This window comes from Bradyrhizobium liaoningense, assembly GCF_018130825.1.
GTDB lineage: Bacteria > Pseudomonadota > Alphaproteobacteria > Rhizobiales > Xanthobacteraceae > Bradyrhizobium > Bradyrhizobium liaoningense_B.
Genome location: NZ_JAFCJS010000005.1, coordinates 181,309 through 203,109, shown reverse-complemented (window position 1 = coordinate 203,109; position 21,801 = coordinate 181,309). Strand labels below are relative to the sequence as shown.

Below are 21,801 nucleotides of genomic sequence, written 5' to 3'. Positions count from 1 at the left end.
GCTCCGTCTTCCAAATCAGTGTTGCAAAATGCCGGCGAGATTCATGTGAGCGGGGCGCGAGTGCTCGATGCCCAGTAGCGTCCGCCGGTTATCGTTCGTGCGCTGCAAATGCAGGCTCGCGAGCGTGACCCCGGTGCAGGTGGTGACCGTGCTGCCGCGACCGCCGAACGGCTTGAGGAAGTCGAACACACGACTGCCAAACATATCCACGACGGACATCTCGCGTGCCCCGAGCGGCGGGATCTCGCCGAAATCCGCTTCGAGTTCCTCGCCATCCTCGCGGATCAGCCTCGACGTCGGCCGCGCGGTATGAGCATATTCGGGATCGGAAGAATGATTGATCAGCATCAGGCTGCTGACGATATCATTGGTCGCAATGACCTTCGGGTTGATTCCGGTGAACCCGACATGCGCCTTGAGCCTGCCCTCGTTCAGCGGCCGGGCAAACGCGCCGGTGCGATAGATCGCGACGTTGTCCTGGTCCACATAGGTCATCGAATAGCTTGCAGGCGAGGAACGAAATCCGTCCATGCGTCCGCGCGACATCACGGCGATGACCAGATAATCGTCCTGAGGCAGCTTGAGCGACGCGAAGAGGCGCGACAGCTCGACCTCGACGGTGGCGCCCGGCGCGTAGTTTTCGGGGAACTCGTAGGTCGCCCGATAGTCGCCCTGCCGCGACAGGATGTGCAACTTGAATCTGAGCTTCTTGCTGAAGCCCGAGGCGACAAGACCGGCGAGCTCGGGAACGAGATCCTTGACCGTTTCGCGAAAGTTCTTGCGCAGGCTGCCGGCGACGAGGCTACGGAGATACCGGACGTCGACCGGACGGTACCAGGCGGGAATCGAGAAGCCCATGCGCGACTCGATGCCCGCAAAGGTCGGGAACATGAATCTGGGCTCGTGAGGCTTCCAGGGACTGGACGAGAAACGTGTCACGGGCGCGGCCTCTAGAAATGATGCAAGCTGAACTTGCCGTTGGCAAATTCATAATAGCTGAACGGGCTGGCGATGTTGGTGCCCTTGAACTCGAGCGAAAACCCCTCGCCCGCACCCACAAGCCTTTCGGCCTCGGGGAACAGGTCCAGCGTGCTGATGCGGGCAGCGCCCATCGGCGCGATTTCCGGAAGTACCCGCTCGCCCAAGGCGGTGCCATTCAGAGCCATGAGCCGGGCCGTCCCCACCGAAACGCCTTGGGGCGCCATGCAGGAGTTCACGAGCACCACGCCGGACTCCTTCAGGAACCGTGTGAGATAGGATTGCATCCAGGCGGTGGTCGGAAACGGCGATGCGGCGACGGGCTCGCGCTCATGCGACAATGTGATTGCGCCGTGCTGCGAGAAATATTGTGCGTAATAGCCGGTGGTCACCTTTCGTCCGGGACGTAGCTTGGCCTCATGCTTCGGCACCAGCGCCATCGCCACCGTTCCCGAAACGTGCGGACAGAGCTCGGACGTCTGCAGCTGCAATTGCCCGTTAACTCCGAGTTCCCTGTGGAAATATCCAGCCTGCTTGCCCGCCCCGTCGAACAACCAGACGTGGGCATCCACATCCGGATGATCCTTCATGAAGACCGAGAAGTAGTTGAATGCGCAGACTTCCGTCGTGACGGTCTCGTCGTTGCGCAGATAGAGCACCGCGGGCGGATAGCCCCTTGCGACGGCCTCGCCAATCTGCAATTCACCGGGCATGCGACGAAACTCGGCGGGAAGCGACGATCAGGCCGGATTGGCCGACGAATAGCGAAGATTGCGCCCAGATATTCTCGCCCGCATGCTAAAAATCCTGCACAATTCCACGGATGTTTACGCTCAGCCGTATTTGGAATCAACTATGAAGGGTGCTGAACCGCGCCTTCGGAAAACCTGGCACGACGCGGTACCCCCTCGAAATGACTGGCAGCCATTCGCCGCGCCGGGGCTGGTGCGTCACATGCCTCTGCGTAGCCTGGGTGGAAGAACGACAGGGATGTTGCGATGTGGATAAATACGTTGCTCTTGACCTTCGTATTCTTCCTGATCCAGCTCGGCATCGGCTTTTCCATCCTGGCGATTGTGCCGCTGGAATTGATCAAGAGGAGCCGACTGACGAAGCTCCAGTTCGTGGTGCTGGGGTATGCGATCGGCGCCTCCGCCGTGGGCATTCTTCTCGGGCTCTGCTCCGTTCTGATTGGCGACATCCGGCTTCATCTGGCGATCGTGGTTGCGCTGTCCGCCTTCGGACTGGCATGGACTTGGTCGGCCTGGCGCCCGCATCGCGGCGACGCCGGAAAGATCCTGCTTTGGTGCCTGCTATCGCTCCCGATCGCGCTCGCGACGTGGTGGTGGACATTCGGCGCATTTTCGCAATTCCCCTACTCGGATATCGGCGCTGACGTTCACTGGATGAAGACGGCGCAGGAATACGCCGACAGCGGCGTCATCAACCCCTATGCGTCGCAATCATACGTCGACCTTCGCTCGGCATTGGCCGGTGTGTTGTCGGGTACCCTCGGCCTCGATCTCCTGCATTTTGGCTGGACCTATCGCTTCGTCTCGATCCTGTTCTTCCTCGTGGCCTTCTACGCGTTCGCAGAAGGCCTCTATGCGGATCCGATACGGAGATGGATCACCTTTTTCTTTGCGGCGGCAGGCAACGGCGTCGGGCTGCTGACGAATGGCAGCCTCGCGCTCGCCGGAAGCGTGGTCTTCCTGGGTGTCCTGTTCGCCAATGCCGGGCGGGATGCGAAGGAGGAAATTCCGGCGGGCTCGGTCGCGTTGCTGACCCTGAGTGCGGCTACCTCGCTACTCACCGCCTTCATGCTCAACAACAACGCGCTGGTGCTGGCGCTGCTGACGGTCGGGCTGTTTCTGCTCAGGTTACTGGGCAAGGGCCATCCGCGCGAAAGCATCCTTTTCGTGGGTTGCGGATGGCCCGCGATGTTGCTCCTGGCGCACCGTGGATCATACCTGTTCATCCCGGCGGTTCTTGCCGCCTGGCTCAGCTACCTGCTCATCTTGCGCGAGATGTCACGCCGGCCGGCGCAGACCCTCGGGATTCTCCGCGCCCTGTCCGTCGTGCTGCCGCTGATCATATGCGGGATCGTCGCCACGATCGTGGCGATGCGGCTCGGCTACCTGCCGTCGGCGAACGCCAACGTGGTATTTTCCCACATCACGGAACTGGTGCTGGGCAAGACGATCGAGAGTGGCGAGGAGCTATTCCTCGGCAGCGGCCCGCAGGTCGCGGTCATCGAACTGGGCCGGGCCATAGGCCCACTGTTTGCCGTCTGCATCGCAATGGCGATGGCCTGGTGGTGGATCGATCGCTCGAACACTCCCGCGGGAACGGCTTCCACGCCTGCCCAAACCGAACGCGTGTCGAAACTGCTGTGGTCGTGGACGATCGGCTGCGGCCTTGCCGTCGCCGTGTTGTCAGGCTTTCCGTTCCTGTACCGCACCACCGTGATCGTGCTGTCCGTGCTCACGGTCACGGCGACCGAAGCGTTCTGCCAGTTGCTCGTCGACCCCTCCCCCGCGCCCTTCCGCAGGCGGGCGACTGCGGCAATCACGGTTACTCTGCTCGCCGCCGGCCTCGCACTGACGGTCTATACCTTCACTTGGCGGCCCGACCTGTCCTCCGCGCGGTACCAGGATTTCCTCCGGCCGGCCGAGATCGCGGGAACGGTTCTCCTCGTGGCGCTCGTGCCGATGGCGCTCATCCGGTCGAGATGGATTCATGTCGGCGCGCTCGCGACCATCATGGCTCTCGGCATCGGCCTCGACCGCGCCGGCGTCGCCGGCATGTCCAAGAGTTACAGCTACGGGCCCCTTCCGGGCGGTGCCACAGCCATCACGCACTACAATGCCAGCGATCTCGACGCCGCACTCTGGCTGCATGGCAACCTGAAGAAGGGTATCCTGCTGTCCGATCCCTACACGCTCGGCGTGATCCAGGCCCTGACCGGTACTCCGGCGGCTTACACATTCTCGAATCTGGATACCGTCAACGAGGCTACCGCCAAGCCGGTGCGCGCAGTCCTTTCCGCGATCGTCGAACGGGACGACGGAGCGCGGCGGCTGGCCAAAGCCTGCGCCTCCATCCGGCCGATCCTGCAGGAGATAAACCAGGAGACGTCTTTTCAAATGCACAGGGCGGACGCTTTGACTGGAATTTTGCGACCTGTCCGCCCCCCGAAGGCGCCGGAGACGGACGAGCCCGAGGCGGCAGCTCCGAAAACGCCCGAGGCAACGGCAGAGGCGGATCGCGAGGTGATCCAGGGCGTGCTGGGGACCGGCCAGGACACTTGGCAGCTCGTCGCCGTGATCAACCCCCGTACGATGGGGTGGATCGATCTCGGCGCCGGTCAACGGCTCCCCTATTTCCCGCCAACGGAGCCCCTTGATTCCGAATTCATCAAGTCGCTTCGCGCCGGGCCGTTCCAGGCGCTGTTTGCAAACAAGCAGACCGCCGTCGTCCGCATTCCGTGCGAACGCTGACCTCAGGCATTCTCCGTCACGACGAAAGCGCATCTGGCGCGCAGATCGGTGGCGCGCTATGGACATTGGAAATGACACTCGCCTTTCACCGACAGCTCGATCGATGTCGCAAAATCCCCGCGCTATGCTGAGACAGGCCGTTATCCTCGTCGGCGGGCTTGGCACCCGGCTTGGCGAGCGCACCAGGCTGGTTCCGAAGCCGATGCTCGAAATCGGCGGACGGCCGTTCCTCGACACGCTGATCGACGAACTCGTCCGCTACGGCATGTTCGACGAAATCGTCCTGCTTGCGGGCCACAAGGCGGAGATCGTCGAGACGCACTACGCCGCGGCCGCCAGGGGACAGACGCGCATCGTCGTGTCGCGCGAGACCGAGCCGCTCGGCACCGGCGGTGCGCTCGTGCATGCGCGCGACCTCTTGCACGACCGTTTCCTGCTGCTCAACGGCGACTCGCTGTTCGACTTCAACCTGCTCGATCTGATCGCGCGTGCGCAGGGCGGCCGCGTTCACATGGCACTGCGCGACGGCGTCGTCGGAGACCGGTACGGGCGCGTCGTGCTCGACGGCGACGTGGTGCGTGATTTCATCGCGCCGGGTGCGGGCGCCACGGGGCCGGTCAATGCCGGTATCTACGTCGTCGACAAGTCCGTTCTCGCCGACATCGCGAAGCTGCCCGCTTCGCTCGAGCAGGACGTGTTTCCCGGCCTTGCCTCGCACGGCGAGCTGCGCGGCACCGCCTATCGCGGCTATTTCATCGACATCGGCATCCCCGATGATTTCGCGCGCGCCGATCGCGAGCTGCGCGAGAAGCTGCGGCGTCCCGCCGTGTTCTTCGACCGCGACGGCGTGCTCAACCACGATTCCGGCTACACGTTCGAGTCGCACAAGCTTGAATGGATCGAGGGGGCGCGCGAGGCGGTTAAGGCGGTCAACGACGCCGGCTATTTCGCCTTCGTCATCACCAATCAATCCGGCGTCGCGCGCGGCTATTACGAGGAGCATCACGTCGTCGCCCTGCACCGCTGGATGGCGGACCAGATGGCAGAGGTCGGCGCGCATCTCGACGCCTTCGAATATTGCCCGGATCATCCCGATGGAACCGTCGCGCGCTATTGCCGCGTCAGCGACCGCCGCAAGCCGGCGCCCGGCATGATCACCGACCTCGCGCAGCGCTTTCCGGTCGATATGACGCGCAGCATGGTGATCGGCGACAAGCCGAGCGACATCGAGGCCGCGCAGGCTGCCGGCCTCCCCGGCCATCTGTTCGAGGGCGGCAATCTCGAGGCGTTTGTTAGACGGCGCCTGAACCCGGTGGACAAGGCTTAGATCCGCCTTGCAAAAACTGCTGCATCCCCGGGCATTTGGCAGCTTTCGGGCGCTGCTCTGTTGCGCGCGACCGCCAGTGTGCTATAGCGCCATCTTGTTGCGAATACTGGCTTAATCGCCTTCTGGGGTCCGGCATGGCAGATCTGAGGGACGCCCGCGTCCTCGTTACCGGCAGCGACGGCTTCATCGGTTCGCATGTCGTTGAGGAGCTGGTGAAAGCCGGAGCCCGCGTCAAGGCCGTCGTCTACTACAACTCCTTCAATTCCTGGGGCTGGCTGGACACGGTTCCCGCCGACATCATGAAGTCCGTGGAGGTGGTCGCGGGCGACATCCGCGATCCGCATTTCATGATCGCGGCCGCCAGCGGCTGCACCGACGTGCTGCACCTGGCGGCACTGATCGCGATCCCCTTTTCCTATGTCGCGCCCGATTCCTACGTCGAGACCAATGTGCGCGGCACCGTCAACGTGCTCCAGGCGGCGCGCATGGCCGGCGTGCGGCGCTTCGTGCAGACCTCGACCAGCGAGGTCTACGGCACGGCGCAGGTCGTGCCGATCAAGGAGAACCATCCGCTGGTCGGCCAATCGCCCTACTCGGCCTCGAAGATCGCCTCCGATCAGATGGCGCTGTCGTTCCAGGCCTCGTTCGACATGCCGGTCGTCGTGATCAGGCCGTTCAACACCTATGGGCCGCGGCAATCGGCGCGCGCGGTGATCCCGACCATCATCAGCCAGATCGCGACCGGCAAGCGCAGGATCCGTCTCGGCGCGGTCAGTCCGACGCGCGACTTCTCCTTCGTCACCGACACCGCGCGCGGCCTGATCGCAGGCCTCACCGCACCGGCCGAGCAGTGCGTCGGCCAGACCATCAATCTCGGCAGCGGCTTCGAGATCTCGGTCGGGGCGACCGTCGAGATGATCGCGGATGTGATGGGCGTGAAGATCGAGATCGAGACCGACGAGGCGCGCCTGCGTCCGGCCAACAGCGAGGTCGAGCGGCTCTGGGCCGACAATTCCAAGGCACGCCAGCAGCTCGGCTGGAGCCCGGAGTTCGGCGGGATCGACGGCATGCGCCGCGGCATCGAGAAGACGGCAAGCTGGTTCACCAATCCCGCCAATCTCAGCCGATACAAGGCGGACGTCTACAATGTCTGAGGCAATTGTGGGAACGGCCGCGACCAGATCACCCGCCTTCGATCCGAAAGCCGTGGTCGATGCCGTCCGGCGCGCCGCCGGCACGCCCAACGGCATCCTCGGCCTGCACGAGCCGGTGTTTGCCGGCAACGAGGTCTCCTATCTCGAAGAGTGCATCAAGAGCACCTTCGTCTCCTCGGTCGGCCCGTTCGTCGACCGCTTCGAGCGCATGCTGGAAGAAGTGACGGGCGCAAGGCGCGCCGTCGCCGTCGTCAACGGCACCGCGGCGCTGCACGCCTGCTTCCACCTCGCCGGCGTCGAGCCCGGCGACGAGGTGATGTCGCCGGCACTGACCTTCATCGCAACCACCAACGCGATCGCCTATTGCGGGGCGGTGCCGCATTTCATCGACAGCTCGCTCACGACGCTCGGCATGGACCCGCGCGCCCTCGCCGCGCGGCTCGAGGCGATTGCCGAGCGCACGCCCAAGGGCACGATCAATCGCGAAACCGGACGCCGCATCGCCGCGATCTCGCCGATGCACACATTCGGGCATCCCGTCGAGCTCGACGAGATCGCCGCGATCGCAAGCGACTGGGGCATTGCGCTGGTCGAGGATGCCGCGGAATCGCTGGGCTCGACCTACAAGGGCCACGCCGTCGGATCGCAGGCGCGGCTCGCGGCGCTGAGCTTCAACGGCAACAAGATCGTCACCACCGGCGGCGGCGGCGCCATCCTCACCAATGACGAGGAGCTCGGACGCCGCGCCAAGCATCTCACCACCACCGCGAAGCTGCCGCACAAATGGGCCTTCGTGCATGACGAGATCGGCTTCAACTACCGCCTGCCCAACCTGAACGCCGCGCTCGGCTGCGCCCAGCTCGAGCAGCTCGACGGTTTCCTGGCGAGCAAGCGCCGGCTGGCTGCGGCCTATGAGCGCGTCTTTGCCGATGTACCCGGCGTGCGCTTCTCGCGCGAGCCCGAGGGCACCACGAGCAATTACTGGCTGAACGCGATCCTGCTCGACGAGGCCTATGCCGGCCGGCGCGACGACGTGCTCACGGCGCTGAACGAAGCCGGCTTCGGCGCACGCCCGGCCTGGACCCTGATGCACCGCCTGCCGATGTTCGCGCAGAGCCCGCGCGGCGATCTCGCCACCGCCGAATCGATCGAGCGCCGCCTGATCAACCTGCCGAGCAGCGCCAGCATCAGGGCCCGCGATGAATAGCGGCGCGCGAAAGATCTGCTTCGTCACCGGCAGCCGGGCCGATTTCGGACTGCTGGTCTGGCCGATGCGCGCGATCCGCGAGACATCAGGCCTGACGCTTCAGCTCATCGCCACCGGCATGCATCTCGCGCCTGAGTTCGGCTACACCTTCAACACCATCCGCGACGAGGGCTTCGAGGTCGACGAGCGCGTCGAGACGCTGCTTGCCAGCGACACCGGCGCCGGCGTCGCGAAGTCGGTCGGGCTCGGCGTGATCGGATTTGCCGACGCCTTCGCACGGCTGCACCCCGATCTCGTGGTCCTGCTCGGTGACCGCTTCGAGATGTTCGCGGCCGCGCAGGCCGCGATGTTCATGCGGCTGCCGATGGCGCATCTGTTCGGCGGCGACGTCACCGAAGGCGCGGTCGATGAGTCCATCCGCCACGCCATCAGCAAGATGTCGCACCTGCATTTTGCCAGCAATGCGGGATCGGCGCAGCGGCTGGTCCAGCTCGGCGAGGACCCGTCCCGCATTCACACCATCGGTTCGGTCGGCATCGACGCGATCAAGCGTCTCGAGCTGATGGACCGCGACAGCATCGGCCGCGCGGTCGGCCTGCCGCTCGGCGAGCGCAATGCGCTCGTGACGTTCCACCCGGTCACGGTCGAGGCTGGCCGCTCGATGGCCGAGCTGGACGAGCTGTTTGCGGCGCTGTCGGCGCTCGATCCCGCCTTCCGCCTCATCTTCACGCTCGCCAATGCCGATGCCGAGGGACGTGCGCTGAACGAGCGCACCAAGGCCTTCGCAGCCGCCCGGCCGAACACCATCGCAGTCGCCTCACTGGGGCAGCTCCGCTATCTCAGCCTGATGAGCCAGGTAGACGTCGTGATCGGCAATTCGTCGAGCGGCATTCTCGAAGCGCCGTCATTCGGCGTTCCCACGGTGGACGTCGGCGACCGCCAGAAGGGACGCGAGCGCGCGGCTTCGGTGTTTCACACGGCGCCCGAACGCGGCGCGATCGGCAGCGCCATCGCGCAAGCGCTTCAGCGCGGCCGCAAGGACACCGTCAATCCCTATGGCGACGGCGACTCCAGCCGGCGATTTGCCGACATCATTGCCGGCATCCCGGATTTCGGGCAGCTCCTGAAGAAAAGCTTCCACGACCTTCCGGCAAGCGGAGCGCGGCCATGACGACGCACACGCTGATCATCGCGGAAGCCGGCGTCAATCACGACGGCAGCCTGGACAAGGCACTGGCGCTCGTCGATGCGGCAGCCGATGCCGGCGCCGACATCGTCAAGTTCCAGACCTTCAATGCGAAGGCGCTGGCCGGTGGAGCCGCGAAGAAGGCCGACTACCAGCAGCGGACGACGGACGCCGAAGAGAGCCAGCTCGCCATGCTGGAGCGGCTGGAACTGCCGCAGGCCGCTCACCACACGCTGATCGCGCGCGCCGCCGAACGCGGCATCGAATTCCTGTCGACGCCGTTCGATGACGCCTCGCTCGGCTTCCTGCTGTCGCTGAAGCTGCCGCGCATCAAGATCGGATCGGGCGATCTCACCAATGCACCGCTGCTGCACGCGGCAGCGCGGGCCGGCGCGACGCTGATCCTGTCGACGGGCATGGCGACCCTCAGCGAGATCGAGGAAGCGCTGGGCGTATTGACCCATGGCTACGCGCAGCGTAACGATCCTGCCGGCATCGCCTCGTTCCGCGCGGCATGGCGCGATCCGGCGGCACGTGCCGCGCTCGCGCGGCACGTCAGCCTGCTGCATTGCACGACCGAATATCCCTGCCCGATCACCGATGTGAATCTCGCTGCGATGGCGACGATGCGATCCGCCTTTCAGCTTCCGGTCGGTTATTCCGATCACACCGACGGCTTCGAGATTTCAGTCGCCGCGGTTGCGCTCGGCGCAACGGTCATCGAGAAGCACCTGACGCTCGATCGCAATGCGCCCGGTCCCGACCACGCGGCCTCGCTCGAGCCCGACGATTTCAAGCGGATGGTCAGCGCCATCCGCAACGTCGAGGCCGCGCTCGGCGATGGCGTGAAGACGCCGAAAGAGTCCGAGGTCAGGAATGTGCCGGTGGCGCGCAAGAGCATCGTGGCGGCGCGCGCACTGAAGGCCGGCGAGATCATCGGCCCGGCCGATATCACCGCCAAGCGGCCGGGCGCGGGGCGGCCGCCGATCGAGTATTGGTCCCTGATCGGAACCGCGGCGCCGCGGGCGCTCGAACCCGACGATCCGGTCTAAAGCGCGATGGAATGCATCGCGCTTTGGGCTGCTTGTTTGAGCATGATCTTTTCGGAAAACCGCTGCGCACTTTTCCGGATCATGCTCTAGCGGCGAGGCTTTGCGGGAACCCCGCGCAGCACGGAGCCGGGCGGCCATGAACCCGTGACGACAGAACCCATCGCCACCAGCGTATCGTTGCCGATGGAAATATGATCGCGGACGCGGCTGCCGAGCCCGACAAAGCAATTGTCGCCGATCTCTGCGCCGCCGCCGACCACCGTTCCCGGCGACAGATGCGTGTAGTGCCCGACGCGCACGTCGTGCTCGACGACTGCGGCCGAATTGATGATGCAGTGATGCCCGATCATGCTCCGCGCATTGACGATCGCGCCGGGCATGATGACGCTGCCCGCCCCGATCGTGGCCGACGGCGAGACGAACGCGCGCGGATGAATTACGGACGCCCAGCGCTTCAGCTGCAGCCGCCCGATCATCTGGCGACGCGCGGGCCCCGCCTGCATCGTTCCGATCCCGACCACGAAGGCGGCATCCGGATAGTTCGGCGCAACATCGTCGGTTCCGAGATAGCGCGCATCCCCCAGCGTTCCCGGCTGGCGATCGAGGAAACCGACGACGTTGAACTGGCCCGACAGGAGCGCCGCCTCATAGACCATGAAGGCATGCTCGCCGCCGCCAATGATGATCAGATCGTCCATCGTGATTCCCTTAAGCGCGTCTCGATCTTAGCGACCGGGCCATGGCACTTCAAACTGCCGGATCGGGCCTGAAAACGCGAGAATTAACAAGGACAACGCAGGATCGCCTGGCGGGGTTGACGCCGCCTCTCGCAGCCGCGATATAGCAGGCTCAGCCGTGGGCGGCCCCCAATATCTGGCGTATACGAGGCAGATTGCCATGAAATCCTGGCGTAAGGCCGTCGTTGGAACGCAGGCGACCGTGGGCGAGGCCATTGCCGCGATCGAGAGCGGCAGCATCCAGATTGCGCTGGTACTCGACGACCAGAACCGCCTGCTCGGCGTGGTCACCGACGGCGACGTCAGGCGCGGGCTGCTGCGCGGCATCCCGCTCACCGGGCTTGCCACCGACATCATGAACCGCGTGCCGGTGTCGGCTCCGGCGACGCTATCCCGCGACGACCGCCTGCATCTGATGCGGCACAAGTCGATCAAGCAGCTCCCGCTTGTCGACGAAGGCGGCCATCTGGTCGTGGTGGAGACGCTCGATGAGCTGCTCGAGCCGCGCCACTACGCCAATCCGGTCCTGATCATGGCCGGCGGACTCGGCGAGCGCCTGGGCGCGCTGACGCGCGACGTCCCGAAGCCCATGCTCAATGTCGGCGGCAGGCCCCTGCTCGAGACGATCGTCCGCAACGTGGTGCAGCAGGGTTTTTCCAACATCTACATCTCGGTCAACTACAAGGCCGAGACGATCAAGGGCCACTTTGGCGACGGCGCCGCCTTCGGCGCCAATATCCAATACGTGCACGAGACCGAACGCCTGGGCACCGCCGGTGCGCTCGGGCTGTTTCCGACGCCGCCTGATCTGCCGATGATCGTCACCAACGGCGACATCCTCACCACGATCAACTACGGCGCGCTTCTCGACTTCCACAACGGAACGCCGGCGGAAGCGACGATGGCCGTCCGCGAGCACAAGGTGCACGTCCCCTATGGCGTGGTTTCCACGTCCGAGGGCTTTCTCCAGACCATTCGCGAGAAGCCGACCGAGAGCTGGTTCGTCAGCGCGGGCATCTACGTGATTGGAAGCTCCGTCTTCCGCCACGTCGCCCCCGGCGTCAAGATCGACATGCCGACCGTGCTGGAGCGGGTGATCGCCGACGAGGGACGCGTCGCGGTCTATCCGATCCGCGAATACTGGCTCGACATCGGCCGCCTCGAGGATTTCGAGCAGGCGCATGCGGAGTTTCATGAGGTCTTCCCGTGACCTCGACAAAAGCGGTCGTGATCGGTCTCGGCTCGATCGGCACAAGGCATGCGCGGATCCTGCGCGAGCTCGGCCTTGAGGTCGCGACCGTAAGCCGCCGTGACGGCGGCGACTATGCATCGATAGCGCAGGCCGTCGCGGGTGCGCATCCGGACTACGCGGTGATTGCCACCGAAACCGCACGTCATGCCGACGACCTGCAGGCGCTCGCGCAGGCCGGCTTCCGCGGCGCGGTCCTGGTCGAGAAGCCGCTGTTTGCGACGGCGGCGGCGCCGCCGAAATATCCGTTCGCCCATGTCAGCGTCGGATACAATCTGCGCTTCCATCCGGTCATTACGGCTCTCGTCGAGCAAATGCGCGGGCGCGAGGCGATCACGGTCGCCGCCTATGTCGGGCAGGACATCAGGGACTGGCGGCCCGGCCGCGACCATCGCACCACCGCATCCGCCACAACGGACGCCGGCGGCGGCGTGCTGAGAGATCTCAGCCACGAGCTGGACTATCTGCTCTGGCTGTTCGGGCCGTGGCACCGCGTCGCAGCGCTCGGTGGTGCGTCCGGCGCGCGCGACATCGATGTCGACGACCATCTCGACCTGCTGCTCGACATGCAGCGCGCGCCGTCCGTCCACGTCCACATGGATTATCTCGACCGCCAGGGCATCCGCCGCATCCGCGTCAATGTCGACGACGACACCATCGAGGCCGATCTCGTCGGCAGCCGCCTGACCGTCAACGGCAAGGCAACGGACATCGCCAGCGATCGCGACCAGAGTTATCGCGACATGCATGTCGCGGCGATGCGGGGCGCGAGACCGGCCTGCTCCCTGCCCGAGGCGCTCGGCGTCGTGCATTTGATCGACGCCAGCGAGCGCGCGCTGCGCAGCAAGACCTGGATATCGCCATGAGCCTCCTCTGCACTATCTGCGCGCGAGGCGGCTCGAAGGGGGTCGTCGGCAAGAATGCGCGCGATCTGCTCGGCAAGCCCGTGCTCGCCTGGAGCATCGCGCAGGCACGCGAGACCGGCCTGTTCGATGCGATCGCCTTCAGCAGCGATTCGGACGCTCTGCTCGAGGCGGCGCTGAAGGCCGGCGCCGACATCGCGGTCAAGCGTCCGGACGAGATGGCGACAGATACCGCGCCGAAGCTGCCGGCGATCCGTCATTGTCTCGAGCAGGCCATCGCGCGAACCGGCACGACGCCGGAGATCTTCGTCGATCTCGACGTCACCTCGCCGCTCCGGCTCGCCTCCGACATCACCGGCGCGGTGGCCTTGCTGCGCGAGAGCGGCGCCCGCAACGTCATCACCGGAGCGCCGGCGCGGCGCTCGCCCTATTTCAACCTGGTCGAGCAGCGCACCGACGGCAGCGTCGGGCTCTCCAAATCCGCCAATCCTCCGATCACGCGCCGGCAGGATGCGCCGCGCTGCTTCGACATGAACGCCTCGATCTATGTCTGGCGCGTCGCGCCGTTCCTGGAGCAGCCCGCAGTCTTCTATCCGGACACGCGTCTGTTCGAGATGCCCGAGGAGCGTTCGATCGACATCGATTCCGATCTCGATTTCGCGCTGGTGGAACTGTTGCTGCGCCAGCGACTGGCGGCCTGAGGGAGCTTAAGCGATGACCACGAGCTTCAAGGCTCTGTTCGACCTGACCGGCCGCACCGCCGTGGTGACCGGCGGATGCGGCATTCTCGGGCGTCGCTTCGCAGACGGCCTCGCCGAGTTCGGCGCCAATGTCGCGATCGTCGATCTCGATCAGGCCGCAACCGATGCTGCGGCCGCCGACCTCGCCTCGCGCCACTCTATCTGCGCCAAAGGCTATGGCTGCGACATCACCCAGCCCAGCTCCGTGCGCGCCACGGCCGATGCGCTCGAAGCCGACCTCGGACAGGTCTCGATCCTGCTCAACAACGCCGCGAGCAAGGCCCGCGACCTCGACGCCTTCTTTGCCCCCGTCGAGACATTCTCGCAGGACACCTGGCGGGAGATCATGGCGGTCAATCTCGACGGCATGTTCAACGTCGCACAGGTGTTCGGCGGCCGGATGGCCGAGCGCGGCTATGGCGCCATCGTGCAGACCGCCTCGATCTACGGACTGATGGCCCCGGACCAGCGCATCTACGAAGGCTCCGAATATCTCGGCCGCGCCATCAACACGCCCGCGGTCTACACCGCGTCCAAGGCCGGCGTCATCGGCCTGACCAAGCACCTCGCGACCTATTGGGCGGCGAAAGGCGTTCGCGTCAACACGCTGACGCCGGGCGGCGTCGAGAGCGGACAGAACGAAACCTTCAAGCAGCGTTACGGCGCCCGCATTCCGCTCGGCCGCATGGCCCGTGCCGACGAGATGGTCGGCGCGATGCTGTTCCTGGTGTCCGATGCGGCATCCTACGTGACCGGCCAGAACATCGCGATCGATGGCGGGCTGAGCGCATGGTAGCGAAACGCCAATGATCAAGCGCCTGATCCAGAATACGGTGATTTCGGCGTTTGCCTTCGGCGTGGCCGCGTTGCTTGGCCTTCTGGTCATCCCGCTGATCATCCAGACCTGGGGCGTGACCGAGTTCGGCCTGATCGTCATCTCGCGATTGCTGCTGCCCAGCGGCATGATGGCGGTCCTGGATCTCGGTCTGTCCGAGGTTGCCACGCAGGTCGTCGCGCGCGCGCGCGAGCACCGCAATTGGACGCAGGCGAGTCGCCAGATCGCTTTCCTGGGAGTGGTCTCGATCGCGCTCGCTTTGGCCCTGAGCGCGGCGATCTGGCTGGCGACGCCCTTGCTCGTCATCGTCATGAAGGTCGATGCCCCGCATCTGGAGGCGTTCAGCCGGATCATGCATTACACGGCGCTCGCGAACCTGATCTTTGTTCCGGCGCTGGTATGGGAAGGCATTATCAAGGGCTTCGAGCGCTACAACCTGCTTCGCGTCGCGGAGGTCACCTCGACGGCGGGCTATGTCGGACTGACATTTGCGGCCGCCTCGATGGCGACAGGCTTTGAAGTGGTCGCTTACATCTATCTCGCCACGCTGGTGGCCCGCGCCGTCGTCATCGGAATCGCCGCGTTCGTCGCCCTGCGGTACAAGCACGTGCGGCTGCTGCCTTGGACGCGCGACATCCGCCAGGACATTCTGCATCGGTGCGCGCTGCTCCTCCAGGGCAAGCTGCTGGGCAGCATTTCCGGTCCACTCCAGCCGTTCCTGATCGGCTTGCTGTTCGGGCCCAAGGCTGTCGGCACCTACGATGCACTGGTCCGATTGTCCCGGGTCTCCAAGGTCGTTGTCAGCCTTCTGACCTCCGCACTGCTTCCCGTTGCCAGCCGCCTCGATGAGCGCGGCAGCGTGGGATCGTTCCAGCGCCTCGGCGACCTCGGCCTCGTCATGATGCCGATGTTCGTGGTGCCGCCGCTTGCCGCAACCGCGATCCTTTCGCCCGAGATCATGAACATCTGGATCGGTTCCCTGCTGGCGCCGTATGCGTTCTGGATGGGCCTGAGCTTCCTGGTTCCGATCTGCGCGCAATACGTGGCGATCGGGAGCCTGATCTTCCTGACCCGACCCGAGGTGCAGGCCCGGCTCAACAAGCTGATGGCCATTCAGCTCCTGATCTGGGCGGCGGTCTCCGCCGCGACATTGCATCTGTTCGCGGAACGTGCGCTGATCCTCGGCCAGGTCGTCGGCAGCATCGCGGTCCTGCCCTGGCAGCTGGAAGAATTGCGCAGCGCACTCGCACTCGACCGCAAGCGCTTCATCAAGGTGCTTGGAACCCAGTTCGCTATCCTGGTGTTGGCAAGCATTTTTCTAGCGACAATTGCAGGTTACATTCGCTTTGACAGCGTGCTAAAGCTCGCGCTCTGTTCCATGGTTTTCTGCCTGATCACCTGGGTGCTCCAATACTTCCTGGTACTCGACAAGCGGCACCGGACGGTATTTCCGGCGGTCGGACAATTGATGGGACTGACATCCAAAAGCAGTTGAATGAACATCCGCGCGACAGACACGAAAGCCGTCCCCACAGATTTCGCTCCGGCCTCGTTGTCGGATAAGGCGGCGACTTATGCGCTCGACGCGGCAAAGAGCATCGGCCGCCTCGCCATGCGCCGCGTGAAGCGCACTGCCGATGTCGTGGATTCCGAGTACAACCTGTTGCATTGGCAGCGAACGCTGTCGGAAAAAAGCTGGACGAGATCCGCAAGCATCGTCGACTTCATCGCCCCCAGGAATTCTGCGAGTGATCTTCGCAAGGTCGACAATCAGATCTGCAGGGTCGCCGCCGACGACTACTATCGCTATCGCGCGAGGGCCCTCGGCGAACTGCTCGCCCGGTACACGGGGGACGCCACGGAGATCATCGAGCTCGGTGCGGGCTGCGGCGTCAATCTGCTGTCGCTCCACCTCAATCATCCCGATTGGCGGCTGCGCGGCTTCGACATCGCGCCGAACGGCATCGCAGCCGGTCGCGAAATCGCCGCTCATTATGGCCTGTCGGACCGGATCTCGCTCGACAGGATCGACCTGACCGACGGCACCGACCCGAACTATTCCGCCATCAAAGACAAGGTCGTCTTCACCTATTTCTGCATCGAGCAGATCCCCTATGACGTGCGAAAGGTCGTGGACAACATCATCGCGGCAAGGCCAAAGCGCGTGATCAACATCGAGCCGACGACCGAGCTGCTGAACTTCGCAAGTCCCCGGGATATCGTCAGCTTCCTCTACATCCGCTCGGTCGACTACCAGACGCAGCTGTTCTCGACCCTCGACGATTACGAGCGGCAGGGCCGCGTTCGCATCCTGGCGCGTGACCGGATGCCGTTCGCGCCGACGATCCACAATGATGGTTTTTTGTATTGCTGGGAGCCCACATGACGACCATCAACGCGACGGCCGATCGGCCCGCCCCCAAGAAACAGAAGATCAGCCAATTTCGCCGCCTGCTGTGGCACGTCAACCGCACCGACCTCGGATGGGCGATCAAGGCGGCTCTGACCGGCCTGCAACTGCCGGCTCGCACCAGGCGTGTCGCCCTCCTCAAGCAGCTTCCTGCCAAGCCTGAATGGGCCGAGGCGAGCCGTAAGCTCGGCGAGGACGGTTATGTCGACGTGACCGCGCTCGTCGACCGCAGCCTCGCGGAAGCCGTCGCCTCGTTCGCCGACGGCAAGGTGAATCGCCTCAACGAGCTCGTCGGCCGGCAGAAGGAAGGACACAAATCGTTCTGGGTCAGCCTGCTGGACGAGGACCTCGTCAACGGCGCCTTTGCGACCGACCATCCCTTCGTGCGCAACGCACTGCAGCCGGCCGCGCTGCGCATCATCGGCGACTTCATGCACGACCTGCCGCAATTGTCGGATGTGGTGCTGACGCTGTCCCAGCCCACGCCGAACCAGGCGCTGAGCTATTCCCAGCTCTGGCACCTCGATCATGACGACAAGCGCGTCTGCAAGCTCTTCATCTACCTGACCGACGTGAGAAACACTGCCGACGGTCCGTTCACCTTCATTCCGGCGGGGCCGTCGAAGGCCTTCCGCAACACGCTGAAGAGCCACATGAGCGACACGCAGGTGTTCGCCAAGACCGGCCCCGACGCCGTCAAGGAGATGATCGCGCCCCGCCTGTCGTGCTTCATCGTCAACACCGCCCGCTGCCTGCACATGGGAAGCCGGATCCAGTCCGATCACAGCCGCCTGCTCTACACGGCGACCTACATCCAGCAGCCGCGCATCTATCCCGAACCGCCGGCGCGCTTCCGCGCGGCCGGCGCCCTGACCGACCTCGAGCGCACCGTGATGCGGCTCTGATACGGACCTGCCGGGAGCTCACATCTTGCGCATAGGCCTGGTGGTCGATCACCCCAAGCGTGACCTGCCGGGTGCAGTCATGCTCGGCTATCAACTCGCGCGGCGCGGCGTCTCGGTCGTGCTGGTGCCGATGTACGAGCAGGCCGTCGATGTCCCGCGGCTCGGGCTCGACGCGCTGGTCGTCAACTATGCGCGCCCGGTCAATCTCGACCTGATGCGCAGCTTCGCCAAGGCGGGCCTTGCGCTCTACGTGCTCGACACCGAAGGCGGCGTGCTCGCCGAGAAGGGCGGCAACTCGCCGCCGGCGATGGCCGCACACATCAAGGGCAGCGGCTACGCCGAGATCCTGGCCGGCTATTTCTTCTGGGGCAGCCGGCTGCACGACGCCTTCCGGGCCGCGGGAACCATGAAGCCGGAGCAGCTTCACCTCACCGGATGCCCGCGTTTCGATTTTGCGGCGCCACGCTGGCGCGCGCTGCTCGACGGCGAGCCGCGCGGCTATCTGCTGGTCAACGCCAACTTCCCGCTGGTCAATTCACGCTTCACCGGCAAGCCGGGCGGCGAGCGCGAGGCGATGGTGCGCGCCGGCTGGGACGGCGCCTATGTCGACCGCTTCATCGCGGACCTGAAGCAGGTCTTTGCGAACTACCTCGCCGAGATCGACCGGCTCGCCGCGGCGCGGCCCGACCGCACCGTTCTCGTGCGTCCGCATCCTTTCGAGAGCGAGGACGTCTATCGCAACGCGCTCGCTCGCCATGGCAACGTCCTGATCGACGGCACCGGCAGCGTGCTCGACCGCATCCGCAACGCGGCCGCCGTCGTGCACCTCAACTGCGGCACGGCCGTCGAATCCGTCCTGCTCGGAAAACTGCCGCTCCAGCTCGAATATCTGAACACGCCCGTCACCGCCGGCCATGCCGCCCTGCCCGCGCGCGTGAGCCGCCCGGTCACTTCGTTCGACGAGCTGCTTGGCGCGATCGACCACGTCGAGCGCGAGACCGAAACCTTCGATTTCGCGCGCGTCCACGCCGCCGATATCGAGGCGTTCTTTCACCTCAACGACGGACAGGCCGCCGAACGGGTCGCCGACGTCCTGACTGCTGCGGGCAATTCGCGCCGGCCTTACGTGTCGCTGCTGGCGACCGTGAAGGGCACGCGCGACAAGCCGAGCATCGGCCAGATCGTCAAGGGCGCCGCGAGCGCCGTCCTCGGATCGGCCATCACCGAACGGCTGCGCAGCCGGTTCAATCCGGCCCGGCGCGACAAGCGGATCGAGCCGGTCTTCGTCAGGACCCTGCTTCAGCGTATCGCAACTCATGACGGCGCGAGCCCATCGCAATTCATCGCAACGCGCGCGCATTGCGCGACCACGGGCTTGCCGCTCGCGAGCATCGCCATCGAACCCGCCCGATAGACCATGGCCACATCTGCAAGAACCATCCTCATCACCACGCTCGCCGAATACCAGACCCGGTTCTGGCTCCCGGTCGCGCAGCGGCTGCGCGCGGCGGGCAACGACGTCGAGCTGCTCGCCTTCGACGATCGCAGCGCCGAGATGTCGGCGGCCGAGGGCGTGCCTGTTACGAACATGTACCGCGAGGGTCTCAAGAGCGGCCCCTCGCCCGACGATCGCGTCGCGTTCGATGCGCGTGTCGCCGCCTACGGGCTCGACGGGACCAACTTCCTGTTCAGCCATGAGCGCTTCACCTTCGGCATCCGCGATACGGCCGGCTTGCGCCGGCGCTTCATGATCTACGCCAATGCGATGGAGACGGTGCTCGACCGCCTGGAGCGGCAGGGCAAGCGCGTCGAGCTGGTGCAGGAGCTCGGCGGCTTTCTCTCGGTGATCGCGAGCTTCTACGCCGCCCGGCGCCGCAACATCCGCAACTGGTTCATCGAGCCGTCGTTCTTTCGCGGCCGCATGTACTTCACACCCGACACGCTCGGCGCGCCCGACGTGATGCCGACGCCGGCAGACGCGGTGTCGCCGGAAGTGCGGGCTTATCTCGACGACACGCTGACGCAGCGGGCGATCGTCATCCCCAAGAAGGACCAGCATCATTATTCGGCGGCCTTCAAGAAGGTCGTGAACCTGCGCAACGCCCGCCGCCTCACCGAGAAACTGTGGGACCAGTTCGCGCTCGGCAAGCACCAGGAGTTCGGGCACAATCTGCGCCACGCCCGCGTGCACGCCGCGATGGCGCTCAATGCGACGCGGCTGCGCAAGCTCTACAAGCCGATCCCCGAGGCGCCCTTCGTCTACTATCCGTTCCACGTTCCGGCCGACATGGCGCTGACGCTACGCTCGCCCGACTATCTCGACCAGGTCGCAACCGTCGACTTCCTGTTGCGAACGATCCCGGACTCGCATGTGCTGGTGGTGAAGGAACATCCCGCCCAGATCGGCGCGATCTCGGCCGATCGCCTGTTCGAGCTGGCGCGCCGGTTCGACAATTTCGTGCTGCTGCCGCCGCAGACCAACAATTACTCCGTGCTCAACCGCTCCGATGCCGTCATCTCCGTCAACAGCAAATCGGGCGCCGAAGCCTTGCTGCTCGGTAAGCCGGTGGTGGTGATGGGCGATGCGTTCTATCGCTCCTGCCCGCTGGTCTATGCGGTCGACCGTCTCGCGGACGTGCCCGCGCGGCTGCGCGAGGCGCTCGCCGCCGGGCCGTTCGATCCGGCGAGGGGGGCGCCCTATTTCGAAGCGGCCTGGCGCAAGTCTTATCCAGGCGAGCTCTACATCAGCGATCCCAAGCTGCTCGACACGTTTGCGGCCTCCTTGCGTGCCGCGATCGCCGAGCCCGCCCGCGCGAATTGAACGGACCCGTCAATGCCGCTCGTCTCGATCATCACCCCATCCTGGAACGTCGAAGGCCTGATCGAGGAGACCATCCGCTCGGTGCAGAGCCAGAGCTTTGCCGATTGGGAGCTCCTGATCGCCGACGATTGCTCGACCGACAGGACACCTGAGATCATCGCCGACATCGGCGCGCGCGATCCGCGCGTCAAGCTGATCCGGCAGGCGAAGAACGGCGGGCCGGCGCTGGCGCGCCAGGCCGCGATCGACCAGGCGCAGGGCCGCTATCTCGCCTTCCTCGACAGCGACGATCTGTGGCTGCCCGAGAAGCTCGAGCGGCAGCTCGCCTTCGCGAAAGAGAAGAAGGCCGCGCTCAGCTACACCGCGTTCCGCCGCATCAACGAGACCAACACGGTCACCGGACGGCTGATCGAGGTGCCGGCCTCGCTCACTTACGGTCAGCTCCTGAAGAACACCGCGATCGCAACCCTGACCGCGATGGTCGACCGCGAGATCGCAGGTCCCATCGCGATGAAGAACGAGGGCTACGACGATTTCTGCCTGTGGCTCTCGATCCTGAAGCGCGGCCACACCGCATACGGCCTCAACGAGGACCTGTCCCGCTACCGGGTCAGGGGCTCCTCGGTCTCCAGCCGCCCGATGCGCTCGGCCAAATGGGTCTGGCAGATCTACCGCAATGTCGAGCACCTCTCGCTGGTCCGATCGGCCTGGTGCTTCGCCCATTGGGGGGCGCGGGCCTGGCTGAAGCGGCGGGAGTTCTAGACGCATGGCGAGCACCCGGCTGAAAAAAGTGCGAGAACAACCCCATGCACAGTAGGGGTATTTAAATACCTGAAT

General features: G+C 65.0%; 19 protein-coding genes. 16 read left to right on the top strand and 3 right to left on the bottom strand.

Annotated elements, in window-relative coordinates:
• Positions 1-15: 15 nt before the first annotated feature.
• Positions 16-891 carry a hypothetical protein gene (locus JQ603_RS22795; protein ID WP_212342736.1) on the bottom strand — a complete coding sequence of 292 codons (876 nt, stop codon included), beginning with the start codon at positions 889-891 and terminating at the stop codon, positions 16-18.
• Between the two features lie 59 nt (positions 892-950).
• A complete protein-coding gene (locus tag JQ603_RS22790) occupies positions 951-1,637 on the bottom strand; it encodes a hypothetical protein (RefSeq protein ID WP_349630754.1) in 687 nt (228 codons plus the stop codon).
• A 360-nt stretch (positions 1,638-1,997) separates the two neighbouring features.
• Between JQ603_RS22790 and JQ603_RS22785 the strand changes: the two genes are divergently transcribed.
• From JQ603_RS22785 to neuB, 6 genes are all read left to right on the top strand, one after another.
• A complete protein-coding gene (locus tag JQ603_RS22785) occupies positions 1,998-4,478 on the top strand; it encodes a hypothetical protein (RefSeq protein WP_245003786.1) in 2,481 nt (826 codons plus the stop codon).
• A gap of 124 nt (positions 4,479-4,602) precedes the next feature.
• Positions 4,603-5,805, top strand: a complete 1,203-nt coding sequence (locus tag JQ603_RS22780) for an HAD-IIIA family hydrolase (RefSeq protein WP_212342730.1) — start codon at positions 4,603-4,605, stop codon at positions 5,803-5,805.
• Positions 5,806-5,939: 134 nt separating this feature from the next.
• Positions 5,940-6,959, top strand: a complete 1,020-nt coding sequence (locus JQ603_RS22775; protein ID WP_212342728.1) for an NAD-dependent 4,6-dehydratase LegB — start codon at positions 5,940-5,942, stop codon at positions 6,957-6,959.
• Complete coding sequence (locus tag JQ603_RS22770; protein WP_212342725.1) at positions 6,952-8,166, top strand: LegC family aminotransferase; 1,215 nt, start codon at positions 6,952-6,954, stop codon at positions 8,164-8,166. Before JQ603_RS22775 ends, JQ603_RS22770 begins: the two co-directional genes overlap by 8 nt.
• Positions 8,159-9,337, top strand: coding sequence for a UDP-N-acetylglucosamine 2-epimerase (gene neuC, locus JQ603_RS22765; protein WP_212342723.1), 1,179 nt, complete (start codon positions 8,159-8,161; stop codon positions 9,335-9,337). The genes JQ603_RS22770 and neuC overlap by 8 nt, the downstream gene beginning before the upstream one ends.
• Positions 9,334-10,404, top strand: a complete 1,071-nt coding sequence (gene neuB / locus JQ603_RS22760; RefSeq protein WP_212342722.1) for an N-acetylneuraminate synthase — start codon at positions 9,334-9,336, stop codon at positions 10,402-10,404. Before neuC ends, neuB begins: the two co-directional genes overlap by 4 nt.
• A gap of 86 nt (positions 10,405-10,490) precedes the next feature.
• Here the strand turns inward: neuB and JQ603_RS22755 are convergent, their stop codons facing one another.
• Positions 10,491-11,102 (bottom strand): acetyltransferase, encoded by a 612-nt coding sequence (locus tag JQ603_RS22755; protein WP_018643223.1) that lies wholly within the window; start codon positions 11,100-11,102, stop codon positions 10,491-10,493.
• Positions 11,103-11,301: 199 nt separating this feature from the next.
• Between JQ603_RS22755 and JQ603_RS22750 the strand changes: the two genes are divergently transcribed.
• Genes JQ603_RS22750 through JQ603_RS22705 form a run of 10 tightly spaced genes read left to right on the top strand, consistent with a single transcriptional unit; the run spans position 11,302 to position 21,726 of the window.
• Positions 11,302-12,351 carry a nucleotidyltransferase family protein gene (locus JQ603_RS22750; RefSeq protein WP_212342719.1) on the top strand — a complete coding sequence of 350 codons (1,050 nt, stop codon included), beginning with the start codon at positions 11,302-11,304 and terminating at the stop codon, positions 12,349-12,351.
• On the top strand, positions 12,348-13,256 hold the full coding sequence (locus tag JQ603_RS22745; RefSeq protein WP_212342714.1) for a Gfo/Idh/MocA family protein: 909 nt from the start codon (positions 12,348-12,350) through the stop codon (positions 13,254-13,256). Before JQ603_RS22750 ends, JQ603_RS22745 begins: the two co-directional genes overlap by 4 nt.
• Positions 13,253-13,954 carry an acylneuraminate cytidylyltransferase family protein gene (locus JQ603_RS22740; RefSeq protein WP_212342712.1) on the top strand — a complete coding sequence of 234 codons (702 nt, stop codon included), beginning with the start codon at positions 13,253-13,255 and terminating at the stop codon, positions 13,952-13,954. The genes JQ603_RS22745 and JQ603_RS22740 overlap by 4 nt, the downstream gene beginning before the upstream one ends.
• A gap of 13 nt (positions 13,955-13,967) precedes the next feature.
• Positions 13,968-14,789 (top strand): SDR family oxidoreductase, encoded by an 822-nt coding sequence (locus JQ603_RS22735; RefSeq protein ID WP_212342711.1) that lies wholly within the window; start codon positions 13,968-13,970, stop codon positions 14,787-14,789.
• A 10-nt stretch (positions 14,790-14,799) separates the two neighbouring features.
• Positions 14,800-16,323, top strand: a complete 1,524-nt coding sequence (locus tag JQ603_RS22730) for an oligosaccharide flippase family protein (protein ID WP_212342710.1) — start codon at positions 14,800-14,802, stop codon at positions 16,321-16,323.
• A complete protein-coding gene (locus JQ603_RS22725) occupies positions 16,324-17,214 on the top strand; it encodes a class I SAM-dependent methyltransferase (protein WP_212342709.1) in 891 nt (296 codons plus the stop codon).
• Entirely contained in the window at positions 17,211-18,143 is a 933-nt protein-coding gene (locus tag JQ603_RS22720; RefSeq protein WP_212342708.1) for a hypothetical protein, read from the top strand. Before JQ603_RS22725 ends, JQ603_RS22720 begins: the two co-directional genes overlap by 4 nt.
• Positions 18,144-18,168: 25 nt before the next feature.
• A complete protein-coding gene (locus tag JQ603_RS22715) occupies positions 18,169-19,557 on the top strand; it encodes a surface carbohydrate biosynthesis protein (RefSeq protein WP_212342707.1) in 1,389 nt (462 codons plus the stop codon).
• 3 nt (positions 19,558-19,560) lie between these two features.
• Positions 19,561-20,964 (top strand): capsule biosynthesis protein, encoded by a 1,404-nt coding sequence (locus JQ603_RS22710; RefSeq protein ID WP_212342706.1) that lies wholly within the window; start codon positions 19,561-19,563, stop codon positions 20,962-20,964.
• Positions 20,965-20,976: 12 nt separating this feature from the next.
• Positions 20,977-21,726 (top strand): glycosyltransferase family 2 protein, encoded by a 750-nt coding sequence (locus tag JQ603_RS22705; protein ID WP_212342705.1) that lies wholly within the window; start codon positions 20,977-20,979, stop codon positions 21,724-21,726.
• Positions 21,727-21,801 lie beyond the last annotated feature (75 nt).